Source organism: Brucella haematophila (assembly GCF_005938105.1).
GTDB classification, from domain to species: Bacteria; Pseudomonadota; Alphaproteobacteria; order Rhizobiales; family Rhizobiaceae; genus Brucella; species Brucella haematophila.
On record NZ_VCPE01000001.1, the window covers coordinates 385027 to 403377 of the forward strand.

Below are 18351 nucleotides of genomic sequence, written 5' to 3' on the forward strand. Positions count from 1 at the left end.
GATTGCTCTTACGAACTTCCTTGCGCCAGAGCGACACGGCAGAAGTAAAGAATTTTCCCCAGACGGTATGAGGTTAGACGTTCGTTCCTGTGGCTGCGCTCAATTGCCTTTAACATAAGAACAACAGGCAACCGGTGTGTTCAGGAGCAGTATTGATGCGCATTTCAAGACGTAAATTTGCAGGTCTTCTCGCCGGTGCAGCCGCATTACCATTGGTGGGCAGTGTGCCTGCTTTCGCGCAGGAAAAAGTGCTGCGTATCGGCTACCAGAAATATGGCACGCTTGTTCTGCTCAAGGCGCGTGGCATTCTCGAAGAGAAGCTGAAAAAGATTGGCTTTGATGTGCGTTGGACCGAGTTTCCAGCGGGGCCGCAGCTTCTGGAAGCGCTGAATGTTGGTGCCGTCGATTTTGGCACCACTGGCGAAACGCCGCCAATCTTCGCGCAGGCGGCAGGTGCGCCGCTTGTTTATATCGCGCATGAACCTCCAGCACCCACCGGCGAGGCAATTCTGGTGCCAAAAGACAGCCCCATCAAGTCGGTCGCTGAGTTGAAGGGCAAGAATGTCGCGCTGAATAAAGGCTCGAATGTTCACTATCTTCTGGTCAAGGCGCTGGAAGATGCCGGGCTTGCCTATACCGATATCAAAACCACCTTCCTGCCGCCCGCAGACGCACGCGCCGCTTTCGAGCGCGGTGCAGTCGATGCATGGGTCATTTGGGATCCGTTTCAGGCGGCTGCGGAAATTGCCATTGAAGCGCGCGAATTGCGCAATGGCGAAGGCCTCGTGCCCAACCACCAGTTTTATCTTGGCGCGCAACCTTTCGTGGATGCGAACCCGGAAGCCATCGATATCGTCGTCGATGCGATTGCCGAAATCGATGACTGGATCAAGAACAACACGGCAACCGTCGCAGCCGAGCTTGCGCCTTCGGTCGGTATTCCGGAGAATGTTCTTGTCCGCGCCGTCGAGCGTCAGTCCTATGGCGTCAAGCCGCTTGACGCATCGGTTATCGCCCAGCAACAGGCAATTGCAGACACTTTCTTCAAACTCGGCCTCATTCCGAAGGAAATTTCCATTGCCGAGGTGACGCGCAAGGGAGCGGCCTGATGGCGGATTCAACAATTTCCGGCTTTGCCGGAAAGAGCAGGACAGCCGACGGCCTGCGTTTCAAGACACTCGGCAAGGCGCTCGCACCATGGGCGCTACCGATCGTTCTTGTGATCCTCTGGGAAGTTGCCGCGCGCACGGGTTTGATCACGGCGCGATTGATGCCTGCACCCAGCACGGTCGCGGCAGCGTTCTGGAAATCGCTGCTGGATGGCACGCTGATCTATCACACCTATATTTCGACGCAACGTGCCCTGATCGGTCTGGTTATCGGCGGTGGGCTGGGCTTTATCGCCGGTATCGTCAACGGTCTGTGGAAGCCCGCCGAAACCTTGCTCGACAGTACCTTGCAGATGCTGCGCAACATACCGCATCTGGCGCTTGTTCCGCTTGTCATCCTGTGGTTTGGCATCGACGAAACCGCCAAGATATTTCTGGTTTCCATCGGCGTTTTCTTCCCGATCTATATCAACACGTTCTACGGTGTGCGAACCATCGATCCGCAATTGATCGAGATGGCGCATGTCTACGGATTGGATCGTAAGGCTCTGATCCAGCGAATTATTTTGCCCGGCGCGCTGCCGTCGATCCTTGTAGGTCTGCGCTATGCTCTGGGCTTCATGTGGTTGACGCTGATCGTTGCCGAGACCATCTCCGCCACCAGCGGCATCGGTTACATGACCATGAATGCACGCGAATTTCTGATGACCGATGTGGTGCTGCTGGGCATCATCATCTATGCCCTTCTGGGCAAGGTGGCCGACACGGCAACCCGTCTCATCGAAAAACGTGTGCTCGTCTGGCATCCGGCCTATCAGCCGGAAAAAGGCAAAAGCTGATGGCCGCGGTTCAGGACACATATGATGCGGAAGCGGTCGCTCATGGCGCGGATGCGAAGGGCGGATCGCCTATTTCGCTTTCCCATGTTGACCGTACATTCGGCAGCCTCAAAGTGTTGCGGCACTTCAATCTGGAGGTGCCATCCGGGCAGTTTCTGGCCGTTGTCGGGCGTTCCGGTGGTGGCAAGTCCACGCTTCTGCGCCTGATCTCAGGGCTGGATCTGCCTGATGGCGGGCGCGTAGCCGTTGGCGGAGAGGCGTTGACCGGTATCAGCCCGTCCGTGCGTCTGCTCTTTCAGGAAGCGCGGCTCGTGCCGTGGCAGCGTGTGACCGACAATGTGGGCATAGCGCGCGGTGAGAACTGGCGTGAGGCCGCACTTTCGGTTTTGTCCGATGTCGGGCTGGAAGGGCGCGGCAATGACTGGCCCTCCGTTCTGTCCGGCGGCCAGCGCCAGCGCGTGGCGCTCGCTAGGGCGCTGGTCAGTGATCCGAAAATTCTGCTGCTGGACGAACCTTTCGGCGCGCTTGATGCGCTGACACGGATCGAGATGCACCGTCTTCTGGAACGCATCTGGAGGGAGCGCGGCTTCACCACGGTGCTGATCACCCATGATGTGGCTGAAGCCGTGGCTCTTGCGGATCGTGTGATCGTGTTACGCGAGGGGTCCATTGCGCTCGATATCGACATTGATCTGGAGCGTCCTCGACGTGAGCTTGCCGACGCCCGCGCGATTGATTTGCAGAAGCAGATTTTGGACGCAGTCTAAGAGCCTGTTCCAAAAGTCGTCCTGTGGGGCTGCAAATGGCAATTTTCTGCATTCCGGTGCTCACGTACCCAAAAGTACGCTCCGCTCCGGTACTCGAAAATCACCATTTTCGCACTCACATGCCGCTTTTTGATTCAGACTCTAAGCGATATCCCCCAAAACATGATATACAAACGCTGCGATCAGAATTGATCGCGGCGCGAAGCCTTGCTGGCTCTTGACAGCAACTGCGATATCGATAAATTCCAACTGGACTAGTGGAAAGACCAGTGGGTCAGTGGGAACTGCGTTGATCGTCGCACATAATCTTCTGCTCGATAAAAATACGGGTCTGGGGCGAAATCTGGAGCGACGCACCATCAAGGATGTGATCGCCGACAAGATTGCCGCCCTGATTGCGTCCGGTTTGCTGGCGGTTGGTGATGAACTGCCGGGCGAGCGGGAACTGTCCGCAGCCCTTTCGGTCAGCCGTCAGACGGTGCGCAGCGCTATCCAAACGCTTGCTGCGCGTGGCGTGCTGGAAGTCTCGCACGGATCGCGCACGCGCGTTGCCAAGGCTGATCTTTCCGGTATGGCGGTTGGCATAACATCGCGGCTCAATGTCGATCTTTATGATGTTCATGCCGTACATGCGGCGCGGCTTCTGGTTGAGCAGCAGATTGTCGGCGATGCCGCCGAGCGCATTTCGGACGAAGCGCTGGATATATTGCGCAGCTCGCTCAAAGCGCAGATCGACTGTCTGAACGACCCCGTGCGCTTTTTGATCTGTGACCGAGAGTTTCACGTCACGATCTATCGCGAATGCGGAAATCCGCTGCTCGCCGACATCGTAACCGATCTATACACCTATATGCTTGAGCATCGCCGACGTGCCGTCGCGCAGCCTGGCGCGATTGATGGCAGTTTTTCCGACCATCAGGCGATCCTGCAGGCGCTGGAAAAGCGCGACCGGAACGCAGCCATGGCGGCCTTCGCCGCACATGAAGAGCGGATTTACGTTTCAACGAAAAACTTGCTTGCCAAGGTGCGCGACAAGCGCGGTTGAGGGCGCTGGATGCGGGCAGCATCCGTGAATGGGAAAGGCAGAATTGCATGCATGTTTTGATTATCGGCGCGGCAGGAATGGTTGGCCGCAAGCTTTCCGAAGCAATTGCTCGAGACGGCGGCATTGACGGAAAGCCCGTCGAACAACTGACGCTGGTGGATGTGATTGCTCCGACGCCGCCAGAAGGCTTTACCGGCACAGTCCATGCAAGCGCCGGGGATATTTCCGACCCCGCTGTCACACGCGCGCTGATTGCCAAGCGTCCGGACCTTATCTTTCATCTCGCCGCCATCGTTTCCGGGGAAGCGGAGCTCGATTTCGACAAGGGCTATGCGATCAATCTCGACGGCACGCGCTATCTGCTCGAAGCGATCCGCAAGGAAGGCGAAAAAGCGCCGTACAAGCCGCGCGTTGTCTTCACATCGTCCATTGCCGTGTTCGGTTCGCCGTTCCCGGAAAAGATCGACGACGAGTTCTTCCTGACGCCGCGCACCAGCTATGGCGCGCAGAAGGCAATCGGCGAACTGCTGCTCGCAGATTATGCCCGCAAAGGCTTTCTGGATGGCATCGGCATTCGTCTGCCAACGGTCTGCATTCGTCCCGGCAAGCCAAACAAGGCGGCATCAGGCTTCTTCTCGAATATTCTTCGCGAACCTCTGGTCGGGCAGGAAGCGATCCTGCCGGTCGATGAATCGGTGCGGCATTGGCATGTAAGCCCGCGCCGCGCGGTTGGCTTCCTGCTGCACGCTGCGACCATCGATCTGGCTAAAGTCGGTCATCGCTGCGTTCTGAACATGCCGGGTTTGTCTGCCACCGTTGGCGAGCAGATTGAAGCCCTGCGCCGTGTCGCTGGCGACAAGGCAGTTGCGCTCATCCGTCGCCAGTCCGATCCGTTGATCGAAAGCATCGTGTCCGGATGGGCACAGGATTTCGATGCAAGCCGCGCCACCGCGCTTGGTTTCGTGGGCGACAAGTCCTTCGATGAAATCATCCGCATCCATATCGAGGATGAGCTCTCCTAGAGCCTGAACGGCCTCGATATCCATGGGCGGTAACGTAGAAAATAACGGGAGGTTTCGCATGGCGCCGGGCAATACGGCAACCGTGATTGGTCTTGGCTCGATGGGGTGGGGCGCTGCCCTGTCCCTGTTGCGCGCAGGTTTTCACGTCAAGGGCGTGGATATCCGCGACGAAGTGCTGAAGCGGTTTGCGGCGGAAGGTGGCGAAGCTTTTTCCGCGCCAGTGGATGCGGGCAAAAGCGATGTCGTCTTTGTCTTCGTGGTCAATTCCGATCAGGCGAAGGAAGTGCTGTTTGGCCCGAAAGGCGCGGTGCAGACCGCTGCACCTGGCACGGTGTTTCTCCTATGCGTAACGATGGCGCCGAGTGTCACGGTCGAGATCGCAGCCAAGCTTGAAGCCGCGGGCATGGCGGTCATCGATGCGCCGGTTTCCGGCGGCTTTCAAAAGGCGCTGACTGGCGAAATGACAGTTATGGGGTCTGGTGCGGATGCGGCTTTCGCCAAAGCGTCATCTGCTCTTGACGCCGTTGCGGCCAAAGTGTTTCGGCTTGGCGAAGAGCCGGGCCTTGGCTCAAAAGTGAAGATGATCAATCAGTTACTGGCAGGTGTTCACATTGCTGCTGCCGCGGAAGCGTTGACGCTTGCCGCCAAGGTTGGCCTTGATTTGCAAACTGTGTTCGATGTTATCCGCGTTTCCGCTGGCTCATCATGGATGTTTGAAAATCGCGGGCCGCATATCGTCGATGGCGATTACACGCCGCGCTCTGCGGTCAATATTTTCGTCAAGGATATGGGCATCGTGACGGGCGAAGCATCCGATGCAGGCGGCTCCACGCCGTTGAGTGAAGCCGCACTGGCGCTGTTCAGTCAGGCGTCCGAAGCCGGTTTCGGCCTTGAAGATGATGCCGCCGTGGCCAAGATACTGGCCGCCCGTAGCGGCATTGTCCTGCCGGGCATGCCGGACACGGAGAAATAAGTATGGCTATCGTATTGGGCGCTATTGCCGATGACTTCACGGGAGCCACGGACCTCGCCGGGCTGTTGGCCCGCAGCGGTTTCCCGGTTTCGCTCCGCTTCGGATTGCCCGATGAAACGGAAGCACCCGATGCGGCAGCGACCGCGCCTTTCGAGATCATTGCGCTGAAATGCCGGACAATTCCCGTTGATGAGGCCGTCAGTCAGGTGCGTGCAGCCTATGCGTGGCTGAAAGCAGCCGGTGCGCAGCGGTTCTACTGGAAATATTGCTCAACTTTCGACAGCACCGCAGAAGGCAATATAGGGCCGGTCGCCGAAGCTCTGATGGCTGATATCGGCACGTCGCAGACAATCTATTGTCCGGCTTTTCCAGAGAACGGCCGCAGCATTTTCATGGGGCATCTTTTCGTCGGTGAGCAGCCGCTGGATGAAAGCCCGATGAAGGATCATCCGCTGACGCCGATGCGGGATTCCAGTCTGGTACGGTTGCTGCAACCGCAGGTCAAAGGCGCGGTTGGGCTGGCCAATCGCCTCGTTGTGGCGCGCGGCGTTGATGCTTTGAAGACGCGGCTTTCGGAACTGGCCGGGCAGGGCGTGGCGCATGTTGTTGTCGATGCGGTTGCCGATGAAGATCTCGGAACCATTGCCGAGGCGACGCTGGATCTGCCTTTGCTCACCGGCGGCAGCGCGCTTGCCATGCCGTTGCCCGGCCTTCTCGCTAAAGCAGGACAATTGCGGCAAAGCAGACAAGAGGCGCAGGCGCCTGTTGTTGGCGAAGGCCAGATTGTGCTTTCCGGCAGCTGTTCGGCGATGACGCTGAAACAGGTCGCGCATTATGCGGACAGAGCCGCAAGCTACCGTCTCGATCCACTGGAACTGGCAGAGCATGGCGCAGGCGAGGCTGTCGCCTGGCTGCGGCAGCGTCCGCTGGAGGAGCCGAAGCTGATCTATGCCAGCGCGGAACCGGCATCGGTCCGTGCCGCGCAGGAAAAGCTCGGCGTGGAGCGCGCAGGCCGGATTGTCGAAGAGGCGCTTGCTGCGCTGGCACGTGAGGCTTTCAGCCTCGGCATTCGCCGTTTCGTGGTGGCGGGCGGTGAAACATCCGGCGCAGTCGCACAGTCGCTCGGCGTTTCCCGCGTGATGGTGGGGCAGGAGATCGCGCCCGGCGTTCCATGGACTTTCGCCTCGGTGGAAGGCGATACGGTCGCGCTTGCGCTCAAATCCGGCAATTTCGGTTCCGAGACCTTCTTTGAAACGGCGCTGCGCAAGCTGGAGGCCGCATGAGCGAAGAAGCGAAACTCCGCGAAAGCATATGCTTGATGGCGAAGTCCATGTTCGACCGAGGGCTGACCGGTGGCTCGTCGGGCAATATTTCGGCGCGCCTGTCGGACGGACGGTTGCTCGTCACCCCGACCGGTAGTTCTTTCGGCAATCTCGATCCGTCAAGGCTGTCGCTTTTCGATCAGCAGGGCAACTTCGTCGGTGGCGACAAGCCGACCAAGGAAATGCCGTTGCACGCCGCTTTCTACGAAACGCGGGCGGCCAAAACGGGCGCTGTGGTGCATCTGCATTCCTGCCATTCCGTCGCGCTGTCCATGCTGCCGGATGTAGATCCGGACAATATGCTGCCACCGCTGACGGCCTATTCGATCATGAAGCTCGGCAAGGTCAAGCTGCTGCCCTATTTCATCCCCGGCGATCCCGCCATGGGCGATGCGATCCGCGGTCTGGCGGGCAAGCGAAGCGCCGTAATGCTGGCCAATCACGGGCCGGTCGTTGCCGCTAAAGATCTGGAAGCGGCTGTCTATGCCGTTGAAGAACTTGAGGAAACGGCGAAGCTCGCCATGCTCACGCGCGGCCTGAAACCGAACATGCTGACAGAGGCGCAAATTCGCCAGATCGTCGACAAATTTGATGTGGAGTGGGATTGATATGGCCAGTTTTTCAGCCAATCTCGGCTTTCTCTGGCAGGAATTGCCGCTGCCTGATGCCATTCGTGCGGCCAAAGCCGCCGGGTTCGATGCCGTGGAATGCCACTGGCCCTATAATTTTGATGCGGGCGCGGTTGCGGCAGCGCTGCGTGAAACCGGGCTGACGATGCTCGGCCTCAACACAAGTCGCGGTAATGTCGAGGCCGGTGATAATGGTCTGGCAGCGATTCCGGGACGGGAAAACGAGGCGCAAGCAGCGATTCGTCAGGCAGTCGATTATGCGGTCGCGATTGGCGCCCTCAATATCCATGTCATGGCGGGAAAGGCGGAAGGCGAGGCGGCGCACCGCACATTTGTCGCCAATCTTGCCTATGCCTGCGAACAGGCCGCTGCACATGACATAACGATCCTGATCGAGCCGCTCAATCACCGCGATGCGCCGGGATATTTTCTGAAGACATCGGGACAAGCCATTGTAATCATTAACCAAGTGGCAGCAAGCAACCTGAAATTGATGTTCGATTGCTACCACCTTCAGATCATGGAAGGCGATATCAGTAAGCGGTTGGAAGCGTTGCAACCGCATATCGGCCATGTCCAGATTGCCGCTGTACCTGACCGTGCAGAACCCGACCACGGGGAACTGGATTACCGGCATATCGTGCGTTTGCTCGATACGCTCGGCTATGAAAAGCCGGTTGGTGCCGAATATCGCCCGAAAACCACAACTGACGCCGGGCTGTCTTGGCTGTCGGAGTTGAAGGCTTTGTGATGATGGCAGCGGGTCGCGCAATCTCTTTAGCCAGAGCGCATTTCGATCTGATTGAATCAGATCGGCGCTCTAGCTATCTGTTTTCACGCACATATTTTCCGAAAACCGTTTCACACCTTTCGGGATGTGCTCGAATGTTTCGCTATTGCGGCAAAACGAGATTGACTCACGGCGTTTGACCCGCCATCAATGGACAAGTGGTCCGTTCACCTTACCAGTTAAGGGTAGAACGGTACCGGCAGGGAATTGACGGCATACGCAGTAAGCGCGCCGAGTATCGGCTGCGCAGCATCGACCTAATATTGAAATTCGATAATGCATGCAGGCCGAAGCATATCCGCCCTCCGGGTTACGAGGATCGACAGGATCTTGCTTCAATAGAAAATTCAGATTGAACGCGCTCTGAGGCCGGAGCCGCAACACGGAGGAATGCTGCGATGAGTGAGGCAACAGGTGCGAAGAGTGGGGCCATTGCGCTTGTCACCGGCGGCGGTACAGGTGTGGGGCGCGCTATCGCCAAGGCCCTCGGAGCACAAGGTTATCATGTCGTGATTTCCGGTCGTCGCATCGATGTGCTGGAAAAGGCGGCGTCCGATCTTGCATCGCAAACCGGGGGAAGCTTTCACCCAATCGCAGCCGATGTGGGTGATCCGGTCGCCGTGCGCAAACTTTTCGATGCGATTGTTGAAAAGTTCGGGCGGCTCGATCTTCTGGTCAACAATGCGGGCGTTCTCGTTCCAGGTGTGCCGCTTGAAGACGTCACATTCGAAGATTGGAGTGCGATTGTTGGCGCCAATCTGACGGGCGCATTTCTGTGCACCCAACAGGCTTTCCGGGTGATGAAAGCGCAAAATCCGCGTGGGGGCCGCATCATCAATAATGGGTCCATCTCTGCGACCACACCGCGCCCCAATTCGGCGCCTTATACCGCGACGAAGCACGCTATTGCGGGGCTCACCAAATCGACCGCGCTCGACGGTCGCAACTTCGATATCGCCTGCGGCCAGATCGATATCGGCAATGCCGCCAGCGATATGACGCAGAAGATTTCAACCGGTGTCATTCAGGCGAATGGAACCATGGCGGCGGAACCGACCATTGATCCGGCGCATGTCGCCAATGCGGTGGTCTATATGGCAAGCCTGCCGCTGGACGCCAATGTGCTGACCATGACCGTCATGGCAACCAAGATGCCCTTTGTGGGCCGCGGTTAAAAACCTGCGAAACAAGAACAGGCGCCGGAAGAGGAATTCGGCGCAGCAAATACCGAAGTAAGGAGAATATTCGCGCGTACGCATCCCGAGTGTGTGAAACGGTTTTCGGACAAGATGCGTACCAGGGAAGATGGGCATGACGGAAGTGAGGAGCCGTTGTTCACATCTTCTGAAAAAACAGAATGCAGTCTGGGAGGAGATGCATGGCCACTGTTCAGTTCGCCGAAGTGAAAAAGTCTTTCGGCAATTTCCCCGTCATCAAAGGCGTCAATATTGATATTGAAGACGGCGAGTTCGTCATTCTCGTCGGCCCCTCGGGTTGCGGAAAATCGACCTTGCTGCGCATGTTGGCCGGGCTGGAGAATATCTCCGGCGGCGAAATCCGCATCGGTGGACGACCGGTCAATAACCTGCCGCCCAAGGAACGCGATATCGCCATGGTGTTCCAGAACTATGCGCTCTATCCGCATATGACAGTCGCCAAGAACATGGCGTTCTCGCTGATGCTGAATTCGGCACCGCAGGCGGAGATCGACAAGCGCGTGAATTATGCCGCGGGCATTCTGGGCCTGACCAATCTGCTCGACCGTTATCCACGTCAGCTTTCAGGCGGCCAGCGCCAGCGCGTGGCCATGGGCCGCGCCATCGTTCGCGATCCGCAGGTCTTCCTGTTCGATGAGCCTTTGTCGAACCTTGACGCCAAATTGCGCGTGGCGATGCGTGCCGAGATCAAGGAACTGCATCACCGCTTGAAAACAACGACCGTTTACGTGACACACGACCAGATCGAGGCCATGACTATGGCCGACAAGATCGTCGTCATGCATGACGGCATTGTGGAACAGGTCGGTTCGCCGCTGGAACTCTATGACAATCCCAACAATCTGTTTGTAGCTGGCTTTATCGGTTCCCCGGCCATGAACATGATCAAGGGCAAGCTTGATCCGCAAAATCCGCAGGTGTTCGTGGCTACCGATGGCACAAGGCTGCCATTGTCACGCAGCTATCCGCAGGCGGCGGGACGAGACCTCGTTTACGGCCTGCGTCCGGAATATATCCGGCTTGATGGTGCCGGGCTGGCTGCGCCCGTGGTGGTGATAGAACCAACCGGCTATGAAACGCAGATGGTGGTGAATTTCGGTGGTACCGAAGTCACCTGTGTTTTCCGCGAGCGCGTCGATGTGCGCCCCGGAGAGGCGATCAATATTTCGATCGATCCAGGCAATGTTCACCTTTTCGACGAAGAGAGTGGCATGCGTCTTATTGCATGAATTTACACAAGACACGCCGAAGGAGGGGAGAGCCCGAGGCTGTGTCTTTTCTGGGAAAGCGCATTTCACCAGATACCCGTTTTCGCCTGTAGGGACAGCGAATGCGGCGTAGCAAAGTCCCATTTTTGGAGGAGGAGCATAATGACTATCAGAAGAAGAACATTCCTGACGGGAACGGCAAGTCTTGTTGGTGCCGCTGGTCTTTCGGGCATTGGCATTCGTCCATCTTTCGCAGCCGAACCGGAATATAAGCCGGAAGCTGGTGCAAGCCTGCGCGTGTTGCGCTGGACGCCTTTCGTGAAGGGCGACGAGGACAGCTGGCTCGCTAATACCAAGAAGTTCACCGAAGCCACCGGCGTCGAAGTCCGTATCGACAAGGAAAGCTGGGAAGACATTCGTCCGAAGGCTGCGGTTGCCGCCAATGTGGGCTCCGGCCCCGATATTGTTATGTGCTGGTTCGACGATGCCCATCAATATCCCGACAAGCTGGTCGATCTGACCGAGCTTGGCACCTATCTCGACGGAAAATATGGCGGCTTCTATGACGGCCTCAAGGGTTACGCGACCCGTGATGGCAAGTTCATTGCCATGCCGCTGACGGCCATCGGCAATGCGATTGTCTATCGCGACAGCCATATGAAGGCGGCTGGTTTCAACGAGTTCCCGCAGGACACGAAAGGCTTCCTTGAGCTGTGCAAAGCCATGAAGGCCAAGGGAACGCCTGCCGGTTTCCCGCATGGCAAGGCTGTCGGTGACGGCAACAACTATGCGCATTGGCTGCTCTGGAGCCATGGTGCCCAGATGGTCGATGAAAGCGGTAAGGTGACGATCAATTCGCCGGAAACGATTGCCGCCATCAACTATGCCAAGGAGCTTTACAAGACCTTCATTCCGGGTACGGAAAGCTGGCTCGACATCAATAACAACCGCGCTTTCCTTGCGGGCCAGGTGTCGCTGACGGCCAATGGCGTTTCTATCTATTACGCCGCGAAGAACGATCCGAAACTGGCGGAATTTGCGGCTGACATGCGCAGCACCAACTTCCCAGTCGGTCCGGTCGGCAAGAGCGTGGAGCTGCACCAGACCAGCTCGCTTCTGCTATTCAAGCACACGAAATATCCGGAAGCAGCCAAGGCTTACATCAAGTTCATGATGGAAGCCGACCAGATGAATGCCTGGCTCGAAGGCTCCAGCGCCTATTGCTGCCAGCCGCTCAAGGCGTTTGCAGATAATCCGGTGTGGAAGTCCAATCCGATCCACGCGCCTTATGCCCGCGCTTCGGAAACGCTGCGCCCGAACGGCTATGCAGGCCCACTCGGCTATGCTTCGGCAGCCGTCATGGCCGACTATGTTCTGGTCGACATGTTCGCTGCCGCCGTCACAGGCGCGTCCACGCCGGAAGAAGCTGTCGCGAGCGCAGAAAAGCGCGCCAACCGCTATTATCGCGTCTAGTCGCTAGAGCTGAGGCGCGAGGGTATACCCCGCGCCTCGTTTCTTTTGTGGTTCTGGAGATGTGTATCCATGACGATGACCAATTCTACCGGTGGCGGACTATCCGGAGACCCCGGTGCGATAAAACGGCCTTTCATGTCTCGCCTGGCGAACAATCACAACATGCTGGGCTTTCTGTTCATGTTGCCCGCAGCGGTCTTTCTGGTCTGCTTTCTGACCTATCCGCTCGGTCTTGGCGTGTGGCTCGGCTTTACCGACACGAAGATTGGCCGCGATGGCATTTTCATCGGCTTGGAAAATTACGAATTCCTGTGGGATGACAGCGTCTTCTGGCTGTCGGTGTTCAATACGGTGCTCTACACGACCGTTGCGTCGGTGCTGAAGTTTGGTCTCGGCCTCTGGCTTGCGCTGCTGCTGAACGAGAACCTGCCGTGCAAATCCTTCTTCCGCGCCATCGTGCTGCTGCCATGGGTGGTGCCGACCGTGCTTTCAGCGCTGGCATTCTGGTGGATCTACGATTCCCAGTTCTCGATCATTTCATGGTCGCTGATCAAAATGGGTCTCATCGATCAGCCTATCAACTTTCTTGGCGATCCTACCAATGCGCGGCTTTCGGTGATTGCGGCCAATGTCTGGCGCGGCATTCCCTTCGTGGCAATCTCGCTTCTCGCTGGTCTCCAGACCATTCCGGCCTCATTGCAGGAAGCGGCTTCGCTTGATGGCGCCTCAAGCTGGCAGCGTTTCCGACATGTGACATTGCCGATGCTGACGCCGATCATCGCCGTTGTGATGACGTTCTCCGTGCTGTTCACCTTTACGGATTTCCAGCTGATCTACGTTCTGACCAAGGGCGGCCCGGTCAATGCAACCCATCTGATGGCGACCTTGTCTTTCCAGCGCGCCATTCCCGGCGGCCAATTGGGTGAGGGCGCTGCGATTGCCGTCGCGATGATCCCGTTCCTGCTTGCCGCCATCATGTTTTCTTTCTTCGGCTTGCAACGTCGCAAATGGCAGCAGGGCGGGAGCGACTGACAATGGAGATGACCATGAAGTCCAAGGCACCTTCCAATGAAGCCGCTTTGAAGGACGATAGCCAAGGCATGTCCTATCTCAATCGCCTGCCGAGGCGGGTGGTGACGATCTACATACCCATAGCGCTGTTCGTCTTCGTGCTGCTGTTTCCGTTTTACTGGATGGCGATAACCGCCGTAAAGCCGAACTCGCAGCTGACGGATTATGACAATTTCAGTCCCTTCTGGGTGGTGGGGCCAACACTCGACCATATCAAATATCTGCTGTTCGAGACCTCTTATCCGGGCTGGCTGTGGAACACGATGCTGGTGGCGACGGCTTCCACATTCCTGTCGCTGATTGCATCGGTTTTGGGAGCTTATGCTATTGAACGAATCCGGTTCACCGGCTCACGCTCTGTCGGCCTGTTCATCTTTCTGGCCTATCTGGTGCCACCATCGATCCTGTTCATCCCGCTGGCGTTCATCGTGTTCAAGCTCGGCATCTATGACTCGCGTCTGGCGCTGATCTTCACCTATCCCACCTTCCTCATTCCGTTCTGCACATGGCTGCTGATGGGATATTTCCGCTCCATTCCTTTCGAGCTGGAGGAAAGTGCGCTGGTGGATGGCGCCAATCGTTGGCAGATCCTGCTCAAGATCATCCTGCCGCTAGCTGTGCCGGGCTTGATCTCGGCGGGCATCTTCGCCTTCACGCTTTCCTGGAACGAGTTCATCTATGCGCTGACATTCATTCAGTCTTCGGAAAACAAGACTGTTCCAGTAGGCGTGCTGACGGAACTGGTGCGCGGCGATATTTTCGAATGGGGCGCGCTGATGGCAGGGGCTTTGTTCGGCTCGCTGCCGGTGGTGATCCTTTATTCCTTCTTCGTTGACTACTACGTGTCGTCAATGACCGGAGCGGTGAAGGAATAGGCGGCGTCGCAGCTTCAAGAGCGCCGATCTGATTGAAGCAGAGCGGCGCTTTTGGCTTCTGTCTTTACGCGCAACCCGGGAACTGTTTCACACTTTTAGGATGCGTGCTCATCAATCATGCCGCAACTGGCCTAGAGTGGTTCCGGTTAAAACGGAATCGTGGAACCACTCTAGGCCAGTTGCGGCATGCGGCTTTAGGGGCTTGTTGAAGATTGCACGTGCATTGCGGGCAAAAATTCCGCGTTTTAGCAATTCCTTATTGCAATTCATTCGCAATTGCAGAATATGAGAGCTAAGAGGATTCATTCCGGTGTGCAAGTGATCCCGTTTGCAGGCCGGAATACTATATTTCAGTTGCAAATAATTCTTAATAGCAAGAGTGAGGAATAGATGTTCAACAAGCTGAGACGATTGATCCTGACCGGAATGGCGGGAGCGACGCTGGCGGCAGTATTGGCCGTTGCACCCTCCGCAGCGCAGGAAAAGTTCACGGCTGTCACAACCTTCACAGTCATTGCCGATATTGCACGAAATGTTGCAGGCGACGCTGCGGTCGTGGAATCGATCACCAAACCGGGTGCGGAAATCCATAATTATCAGCCCACACCGGGCGATATAAAACGGGCGCAGGGGGCACAGCTTATCTTATGGAACGGGCTTAACCTCGAACTCTGGTTTGAAAAGTTCTTTCACAATCTGAAGGACGTGCCGAGCGTGGTGGTTTCGGATGGTGTAGCGCCGATTGGCATTACGGAAGGGCCATATAGCGGCAAGCCGAACCCACATGCCTGGATGTCGCCGACCGTGGCACTGATCTATGTCGATAATATCCGTGATGCTTTCGTCAAATACGATCCGGCAAATGCCGACACCTATAAGGCGAATGCCGAAGCCTACAAGCAGAAGATCCGGGCCGCGATTGAGCCGATCAAGGCAAAGCTTGCCATCGTTCCGGAAGACAAGCGCTGGCTCGTTTCGAGCGAAGGGGCTTTCTCCTATCTCGCGCGCGATTTCGGTCTGAAGGAACTTTATCTGTGGCCGATCAATGCCGATCAGCAGGGAACGCCGCAGCAGGTGCGCAAGGTAATCGATGCGGTGCGCAAGAATGGCATCACCGTTGTCTTCTCCGAAAGCACGATTTCGTCCGCTCCTGCTGAACAGGTGGCTCGGGAAACCGGGGCCCGCTATGGCGGCGTGCTGTACGTGGACTCCCTGACTGACAAGGACGGCCCGGTGCCAACCTATATCGATCTCTTGCGCGTCACCTCCGACACCATCGTCAAGGGACTGACCAATCAGTCCTGATCCGATCATTGCCCATGCCGGTGCCCGCCATTGTGGCGGGCGCTTACTCGATCCTTATGAAAGATTTATCCGATGAATGCTCAACCCGACTGGCAGAGCCATTTCGGTTCCGGTTCTGAAGATGGCGGCATTGCCGTCGATGGCGCCACCGTCACCTATCGCAACGGCCTGACTGCTTTGCGCGATGCGAGTTTTCGCATCCCGACCGGCACGATTGCGGCGCTTGTCGGTGTCAACGGGTCGGGCAAGTCAACCTTGTTCAAGGCGATCATGGGCTTTGTGCGTGTTGCGCGTGGCTCGATCCGGGTGCTGGGCATGACGGTTGAGGAAGCCTTGCGCAAGAACCTCGTCGCCTATGTACCGCAATCGGAAGAGGTGGACTGGAATTTTCCGGTTCTGGTCGAGGATGTGGTGATGATGGGCCGCTATGGCCATATGGGCATGATGCGGATACCAAAAGCTGCCGATCATGAAGCCGTGGCCAATGCGCTTGCCCGCGTGAATATGAGCGAGTTTCGCAAGCGCCAGATCGGGGAGTTGTCCGGTGGACAGAAAAAGCGCGTCTTCCTTGCCCGCGCTCTGGCACAGGACGGTCGCGTCATTCTACTCGATGAGCCGTTTACCGGCGTTGACGTCAAGACCGAAGAACAGATCATTACGCTGTTGCGCGAACTGCGCGACGAAGGCCGCGTGATGCTGGTTTCAACGCATAATCTCGGTTCCGTGCCGGAGTTCTGCGACCGCACGATCCTGATCAAAGGCACAGTGCTGGCCTATGGGCTGACCTCGGACACGTTCACCCAGAACAATCTGGAAAAGACCTTTGGCGGCGTTCTGCGCCATTTCGTTTTGAACGAAACGCAAGGCGGAGCTTCCGCCTCGATTGGCGTGATTACCGACGATGAACGCCCGCTGATCCTTCAAGGTGGCAAGGCAGCCATTCGCAATACGGGCGATGCGGAAGGAGGGCAGGAATGATGGAAATGCTTCTCCAGCCATTTACCTATGGCTACATGCTTGATGCCATGTGGGTGTCGGCGCTGGTCGGCGGGGTCTGCGCTTTCCTGTCGTGCTATCTAATGCTCAAGGGCTGGTCGCTGATCGGCGACGCCTTGTCCCATTCCATCGTTCCCGGTGTTGCCGGAGCCTATATGCTGGGACTGCCGTTTTCCATCGGCGCGTTCTTTTCCGGCGGGCTGGCGGCGGCAGCCATGCTGTTCTTGAACCAACGAACCAAGCTGAAGGAAGACGCCATTATCGGCCTGATCTTCTCGGGCTTTTTCGGGTTGGGCCTGTTCATGGTGTCGATCTCGCCAACCTCGGTCAACATCCAGACCATCGTGCTCGGCAATATTCTGGCGATCACGCCAGGCGACAAGCTTCAGCTTGGTATCATCGGCTTCGTGTCGCTCGCGATTCTGCTCGTCAAATGGAAAGACCTCATGGTCACATTCTTTGATGAAAGCCACGCGCGTTCGATTGGCCTCAATCCGACAGCCTTGAAGATCATGTTCTTCACGCTTCTCTCGGCATCAACGGTTGCCGCGCTTCAGACGGTTGGCGCTTTCCTCGTCATTTGCATGGTGGTGACACCGGGCGCCACGGCCTATCTGCTGACGGATCGCTTTCCGCGACTGCTGGTCATCGCCGTGATGATCGGTGCGGCCACCAGTTTTCTGGGCGCTTATGCAAGCTATTTCCTCGACGGCGCAACGGGTGGCATCATCGTCGTGTTGCAGACGGCCATTTTCCTGTGCGCATTCTTCTTCGCGCCGAAGCACGGCATGCTTGCGAGCCGACGCCGCGCCGCTGAGACCCAGGCACTGGAGGCGTCACAATGAGCATTATCGACACGCTTCTTTCGCCATTCGAATTTCCGTTCATGGTCAATGCGCTGGTGATCTCGGTCACAGTCTCTATCCCCATGGCGCTACTGTCCTGTTTTCTGGTTCTCAAGGGCTGGTCGCTGATGGGCGATGCAATCAGTCACGCGGTGTTTCCTGGCGTCGTCCTCGCCTATGTCGTGGGCTTTCCCTATGCGGTCGGCGCGTTTGTCGCGGGCATGTTCTGCGCCATCGCGACAGGCTTTTTGAAAGATAACAGCCGCATCAAGCAGGATACGGTCATGGGTGTGGTGTTTTCCGGCATGTTCGGGCTGGGGCTGGTGCTCTATGTCAAAGTGAGGCCGGACGTCCATCTCGACCACATTCTGTTTGGCGATATGCTCGGTGTTTCGCGGTTCGATATCGGACAGGCGGGCCTCATTGCTCTCCTCACTGTGGCGATCATCGGCATCAAATGGAAAGACTTCCTTTTGCACGCCTTCGATCCCGCGCAGGCGAGGGCCGTGGGCCTTCGGGTCAACCTCCTGCATTACGGGCTGCTCAGCCTCATCTCGCTGACGATTGTGGGCGCGTTGCAGGCCGTTGGCATCATCCTTGCCATCGCCATGCTGATCGCGCCGGGCGCCATTGCGTTTCTTCTGACACGCAAGTTCAGCACCATGCTGGTTCTGTCGTCGGTCATTGCTGCGGTTGGTTCTTTCACAGGCGTCTATCTGTCGTTCTTCATCGACAGCGCGCCTGCTCCGACGATTGTGCTTTTGCTTTCAATGATTTTCGTGGCGGCCTTCATTTATGCCACGCGCAAGGCAACCCGCGTCGAGGCGTCGGAGATGGCTTGATCGCAGGGGCTTCTTCGAATCTC

General features: G+C 57.2%; 18 protein-coding genes. All 18 read left to right on the forward strand.

What is annotated here, in order from left to right; genetic code table 11:
- Positions 1-155: 155 nt before the first annotated feature.
- The 18 genes from FGI60_RS01755 (at position 156) to FGI60_RS01840 (ending at position 18328) form a co-directional block, all read left to right on the forward strand.
- The gene (locus tag FGI60_RS01755; RefSeq protein WP_138783655.1) at positions 156-1109 is read left to right on the forward strand and encodes a sulfonate ABC transporter substrate-binding protein; all 954 of its coding nucleotides are present in this window, start codon (positions 156-158) and stop codon (positions 1107-1109) included.
- Positions 1109-1948 (forward strand): ABC transporter permease subunit, encoded by an 840-nt coding sequence (locus FGI60_RS01760; protein WP_138783656.1) that lies wholly within the window; start codon positions 1109-1111, stop codon positions 1946-1948. Before FGI60_RS01755 ends, FGI60_RS01760 begins: the two co-directional genes overlap by 1 nt.
- Entirely contained in the window at positions 1948-2715 is a 768-nt protein-coding gene (locus FGI60_RS01765) for an ABC transporter ATP-binding protein (protein WP_138783657.1), read from the forward strand. Before FGI60_RS01760 ends, FGI60_RS01765 begins: the two co-directional genes overlap by 1 nt.
- Before the next feature lie 289 nt (positions 2716-3004).
- The gene (locus FGI60_RS01770) at positions 3005-3760 is read left to right on the forward strand and encodes a FadR/GntR family transcriptional regulator (protein WP_113533857.1); all 756 of its coding nucleotides are present in this window, start codon (positions 3005-3007) and stop codon (positions 3758-3760) included.
- Positions 3761-3807: 47 nt separating this feature from the next.
- Positions 3808-4782, forward strand: coding sequence for a D-erythronate dehydrogenase (gene denD, locus FGI60_RS01775; protein ID WP_138783658.1), 975 nt, complete (start codon positions 3808-3810; stop codon positions 4780-4782).
- A 58-nt stretch (positions 4783-4840) separates the two neighbouring features.
- On the forward strand, positions 4841-5755 hold the full coding sequence (gene ltnD, locus FGI60_RS01780; RefSeq protein WP_138783659.1) for an L-threonate dehydrogenase: 915 nt from the start codon (positions 4841-4843) through the stop codon (positions 5753-5755).
- A 2-nt stretch (positions 5756-5757) separates the two neighbouring features.
- On the forward strand, positions 5758-7038 hold the full coding sequence (gene otnK, locus FGI60_RS01785) for a 3-oxo-tetronate kinase (protein ID WP_138783660.1): 1281 nt from the start codon (positions 5758-5760) through the stop codon (positions 7036-7038).
- A complete protein-coding gene (gene otnC / locus FGI60_RS01790) occupies positions 7035-7685 on the forward strand; it encodes a 3-oxo-tetronate 4-phosphate decarboxylase (RefSeq protein ID WP_138783661.1) in 651 nt (216 codons plus the stop codon). The genes otnK and otnC overlap by 4 nt, the downstream gene beginning before the upstream one ends.
- Before the next feature lies 1 nt (position 7686).
- Positions 7687-8457: a hydroxypyruvate isomerase family protein gene (locus FGI60_RS01795; RefSeq protein ID WP_138783662.1), complete on the forward strand. Its 771-nt coding sequence runs from the start codon at positions 7687-7689 to the stop codon at positions 8455-8457.
- A gap of 437 nt (positions 8458-8894) precedes the next feature.
- Positions 8895-9671, forward strand: coding sequence for an SDR family oxidoreductase (locus FGI60_RS01800; protein WP_138783663.1), 777 nt, complete (start codon positions 8895-8897; stop codon positions 9669-9671).
- Between the two features lie 203 nt (positions 9672-9874).
- On the forward strand, positions 9875-10942 hold the full coding sequence (locus tag FGI60_RS01805) for an ABC transporter ATP-binding protein (protein ID WP_138783664.1): 1068 nt from the start codon (positions 9875-9877) through the stop codon (positions 10940-10942).
- 141 nt (positions 10943-11083) lie between these two features.
- The gene (locus FGI60_RS01810) at positions 11084-12394 is read left to right on the forward strand and encodes an ABC transporter substrate-binding protein (protein WP_138783665.1); all 1311 of its coding nucleotides are present in this window, start codon (positions 11084-11086) and stop codon (positions 12392-12394) included.
- Positions 12395-12463: 69 nt separating this feature from the next.
- Entirely contained in the window at positions 12464-13426 is a 963-nt protein-coding gene (locus FGI60_RS01815) for a carbohydrate ABC transporter permease (protein ID WP_374843162.1), read from the forward strand.
- Positions 13427-13440: 14 nt separating this feature from the next.
- On the forward strand, positions 13441-14340 hold the full coding sequence (locus FGI60_RS01820) for a carbohydrate ABC transporter permease (protein WP_138783666.1): 900 nt from the start codon (positions 13441-13443) through the stop codon (positions 14338-14340).
- Positions 14341-14730: 390 nt separating this feature from the next.
- Positions 14731-15645, forward strand: a complete 915-nt coding sequence (locus tag FGI60_RS01825; protein WP_138783667.1) for a metal ABC transporter substrate-binding protein — start codon at positions 14731-14733, stop codon at positions 15643-15645.
- A gap of 72 nt (positions 15646-15717) precedes the next feature.
- Positions 15718-16623, forward strand: a complete 906-nt coding sequence (locus FGI60_RS01830) for a manganese/iron ABC transporter ATP-binding protein (RefSeq protein WP_138783668.1) — start codon at positions 15718-15720, stop codon at positions 16621-16623.
- Positions 16620-17486 (forward strand): metal ABC transporter permease, encoded by an 867-nt coding sequence (locus FGI60_RS01835; protein WP_328592639.1) that lies wholly within the window; start codon positions 16620-16622, stop codon positions 17484-17486. Before FGI60_RS01830 ends, FGI60_RS01835 begins: the two co-directional genes overlap by 4 nt.
- Complete coding sequence (locus FGI60_RS01840; protein ID WP_138783669.1) at positions 17483-18328, forward strand: metal ABC transporter permease; 846 nt, start codon at positions 17483-17485, stop codon at positions 18326-18328. The genes FGI60_RS01835 and FGI60_RS01840 overlap by 4 nt, the downstream gene beginning before the upstream one ends.
- The last annotated feature ends 23 nt before the right edge of the window (positions 18329-18351 follow it).

Excerpts from the sequence above, each read along its gene's own strand:
- FGI60_RS01755 (WP_138783655.1), top strand. The coding sequence starts at position 156 with ATGCGCATTTCAAGACGTAAATTTGCAGGTCTTCTCGCCGGTGCAGCC.
- FGI60_RS01760 (WP_138783656.1), top strand. The coding sequence starts at position 1,109 with ATGGCGGATTCAACAATTTCCGGCTTTGCCGGAAAGAGCAGGACAGCC.
- FGI60_RS01765 (WP_138783657.1), top strand. The coding sequence starts at position 1,948 with ATGGCCGCGGTTCAGGACACATATGATGCGGAAGCGGTCGCTCATGGC.
- denD (WP_138783658.1), top strand. The coding sequence starts at position 3,808 with ATGCATGTTTTGATTATCGGCGCGGCAGGAATGGTTGGCCGCAAGCTT.
- ltnD (WP_138783659.1), top strand. The coding sequence starts at position 4,841 with ATGGCGCCGGGCAATACGGCAACCGTGATTGGTCTTGGCTCGATGGGG.
- otnK (WP_138783660.1), top strand. The coding sequence starts at position 5,758 with ATGGCTATCGTATTGGGCGCTATTGCCGATGACTTCACGGGAGCCACG.
- otnC (WP_138783661.1), top strand. The coding sequence starts at position 7,035 with ATGAGCGAAGAAGCGAAACTCCGCGAAAGCATATGCTTGATGGCGAAG.
- FGI60_RS01795 (WP_138783662.1), top strand. The coding sequence starts at position 7,687 with ATGGCCAGTTTTTCAGCCAATCTCGGCTTTCTCTGGCAGGAATTGCCG.
- FGI60_RS01800 (WP_138783663.1), top strand. The coding sequence starts at position 8,895 with ATGAGTGAGGCAACAGGTGCGAAGAGTGGGGCCATTGCGCTTGTCACC.
- FGI60_RS01805 (WP_138783664.1), top strand. The coding sequence starts at position 9,875 with ATGGCCACTGTTCAGTTCGCCGAAGTGAAAAAGTCTTTCGGCAATTTC.
- FGI60_RS01810 (WP_138783665.1), top strand. The coding sequence starts at position 11,084 with ATGACTATCAGAAGAAGAACATTCCTGACGGGAACGGCAAGTCTTGTT.
- FGI60_RS01815 (WP_374843162.1), top strand. The coding sequence starts at position 12,464 with ATGACGATGACCAATTCTACCGGTGGCGGACTATCCGGAGACCCCGGT.
- FGI60_RS01820 (WP_138783666.1), top strand. The coding sequence starts at position 13,441 with ATGAAGTCCAAGGCACCTTCCAATGAAGCCGCTTTGAAGGACGATAGC.
- FGI60_RS01825 (WP_138783667.1), top strand. The coding sequence starts at position 14,731 with ATGTTCAACAAGCTGAGACGATTGATCCTGACCGGAATGGCGGGAGCG.
- FGI60_RS01830 (WP_138783668.1), top strand. The coding sequence starts at position 15,718 with ATGAATGCTCAACCCGACTGGCAGAGCCATTTCGGTTCCGGTTCTGAA.
- FGI60_RS01835 (WP_328592639.1), top strand. The coding sequence starts at position 16,620 with ATGATGGAAATGCTTCTCCAGCCATTTACCTATGGCTACATGCTTGAT.
- FGI60_RS01840 (WP_138783669.1), top strand. The coding sequence starts at position 17,483 with ATGAGCATTATCGACACGCTTCTTTCGCCATTCGAATTTCCGTTCATG.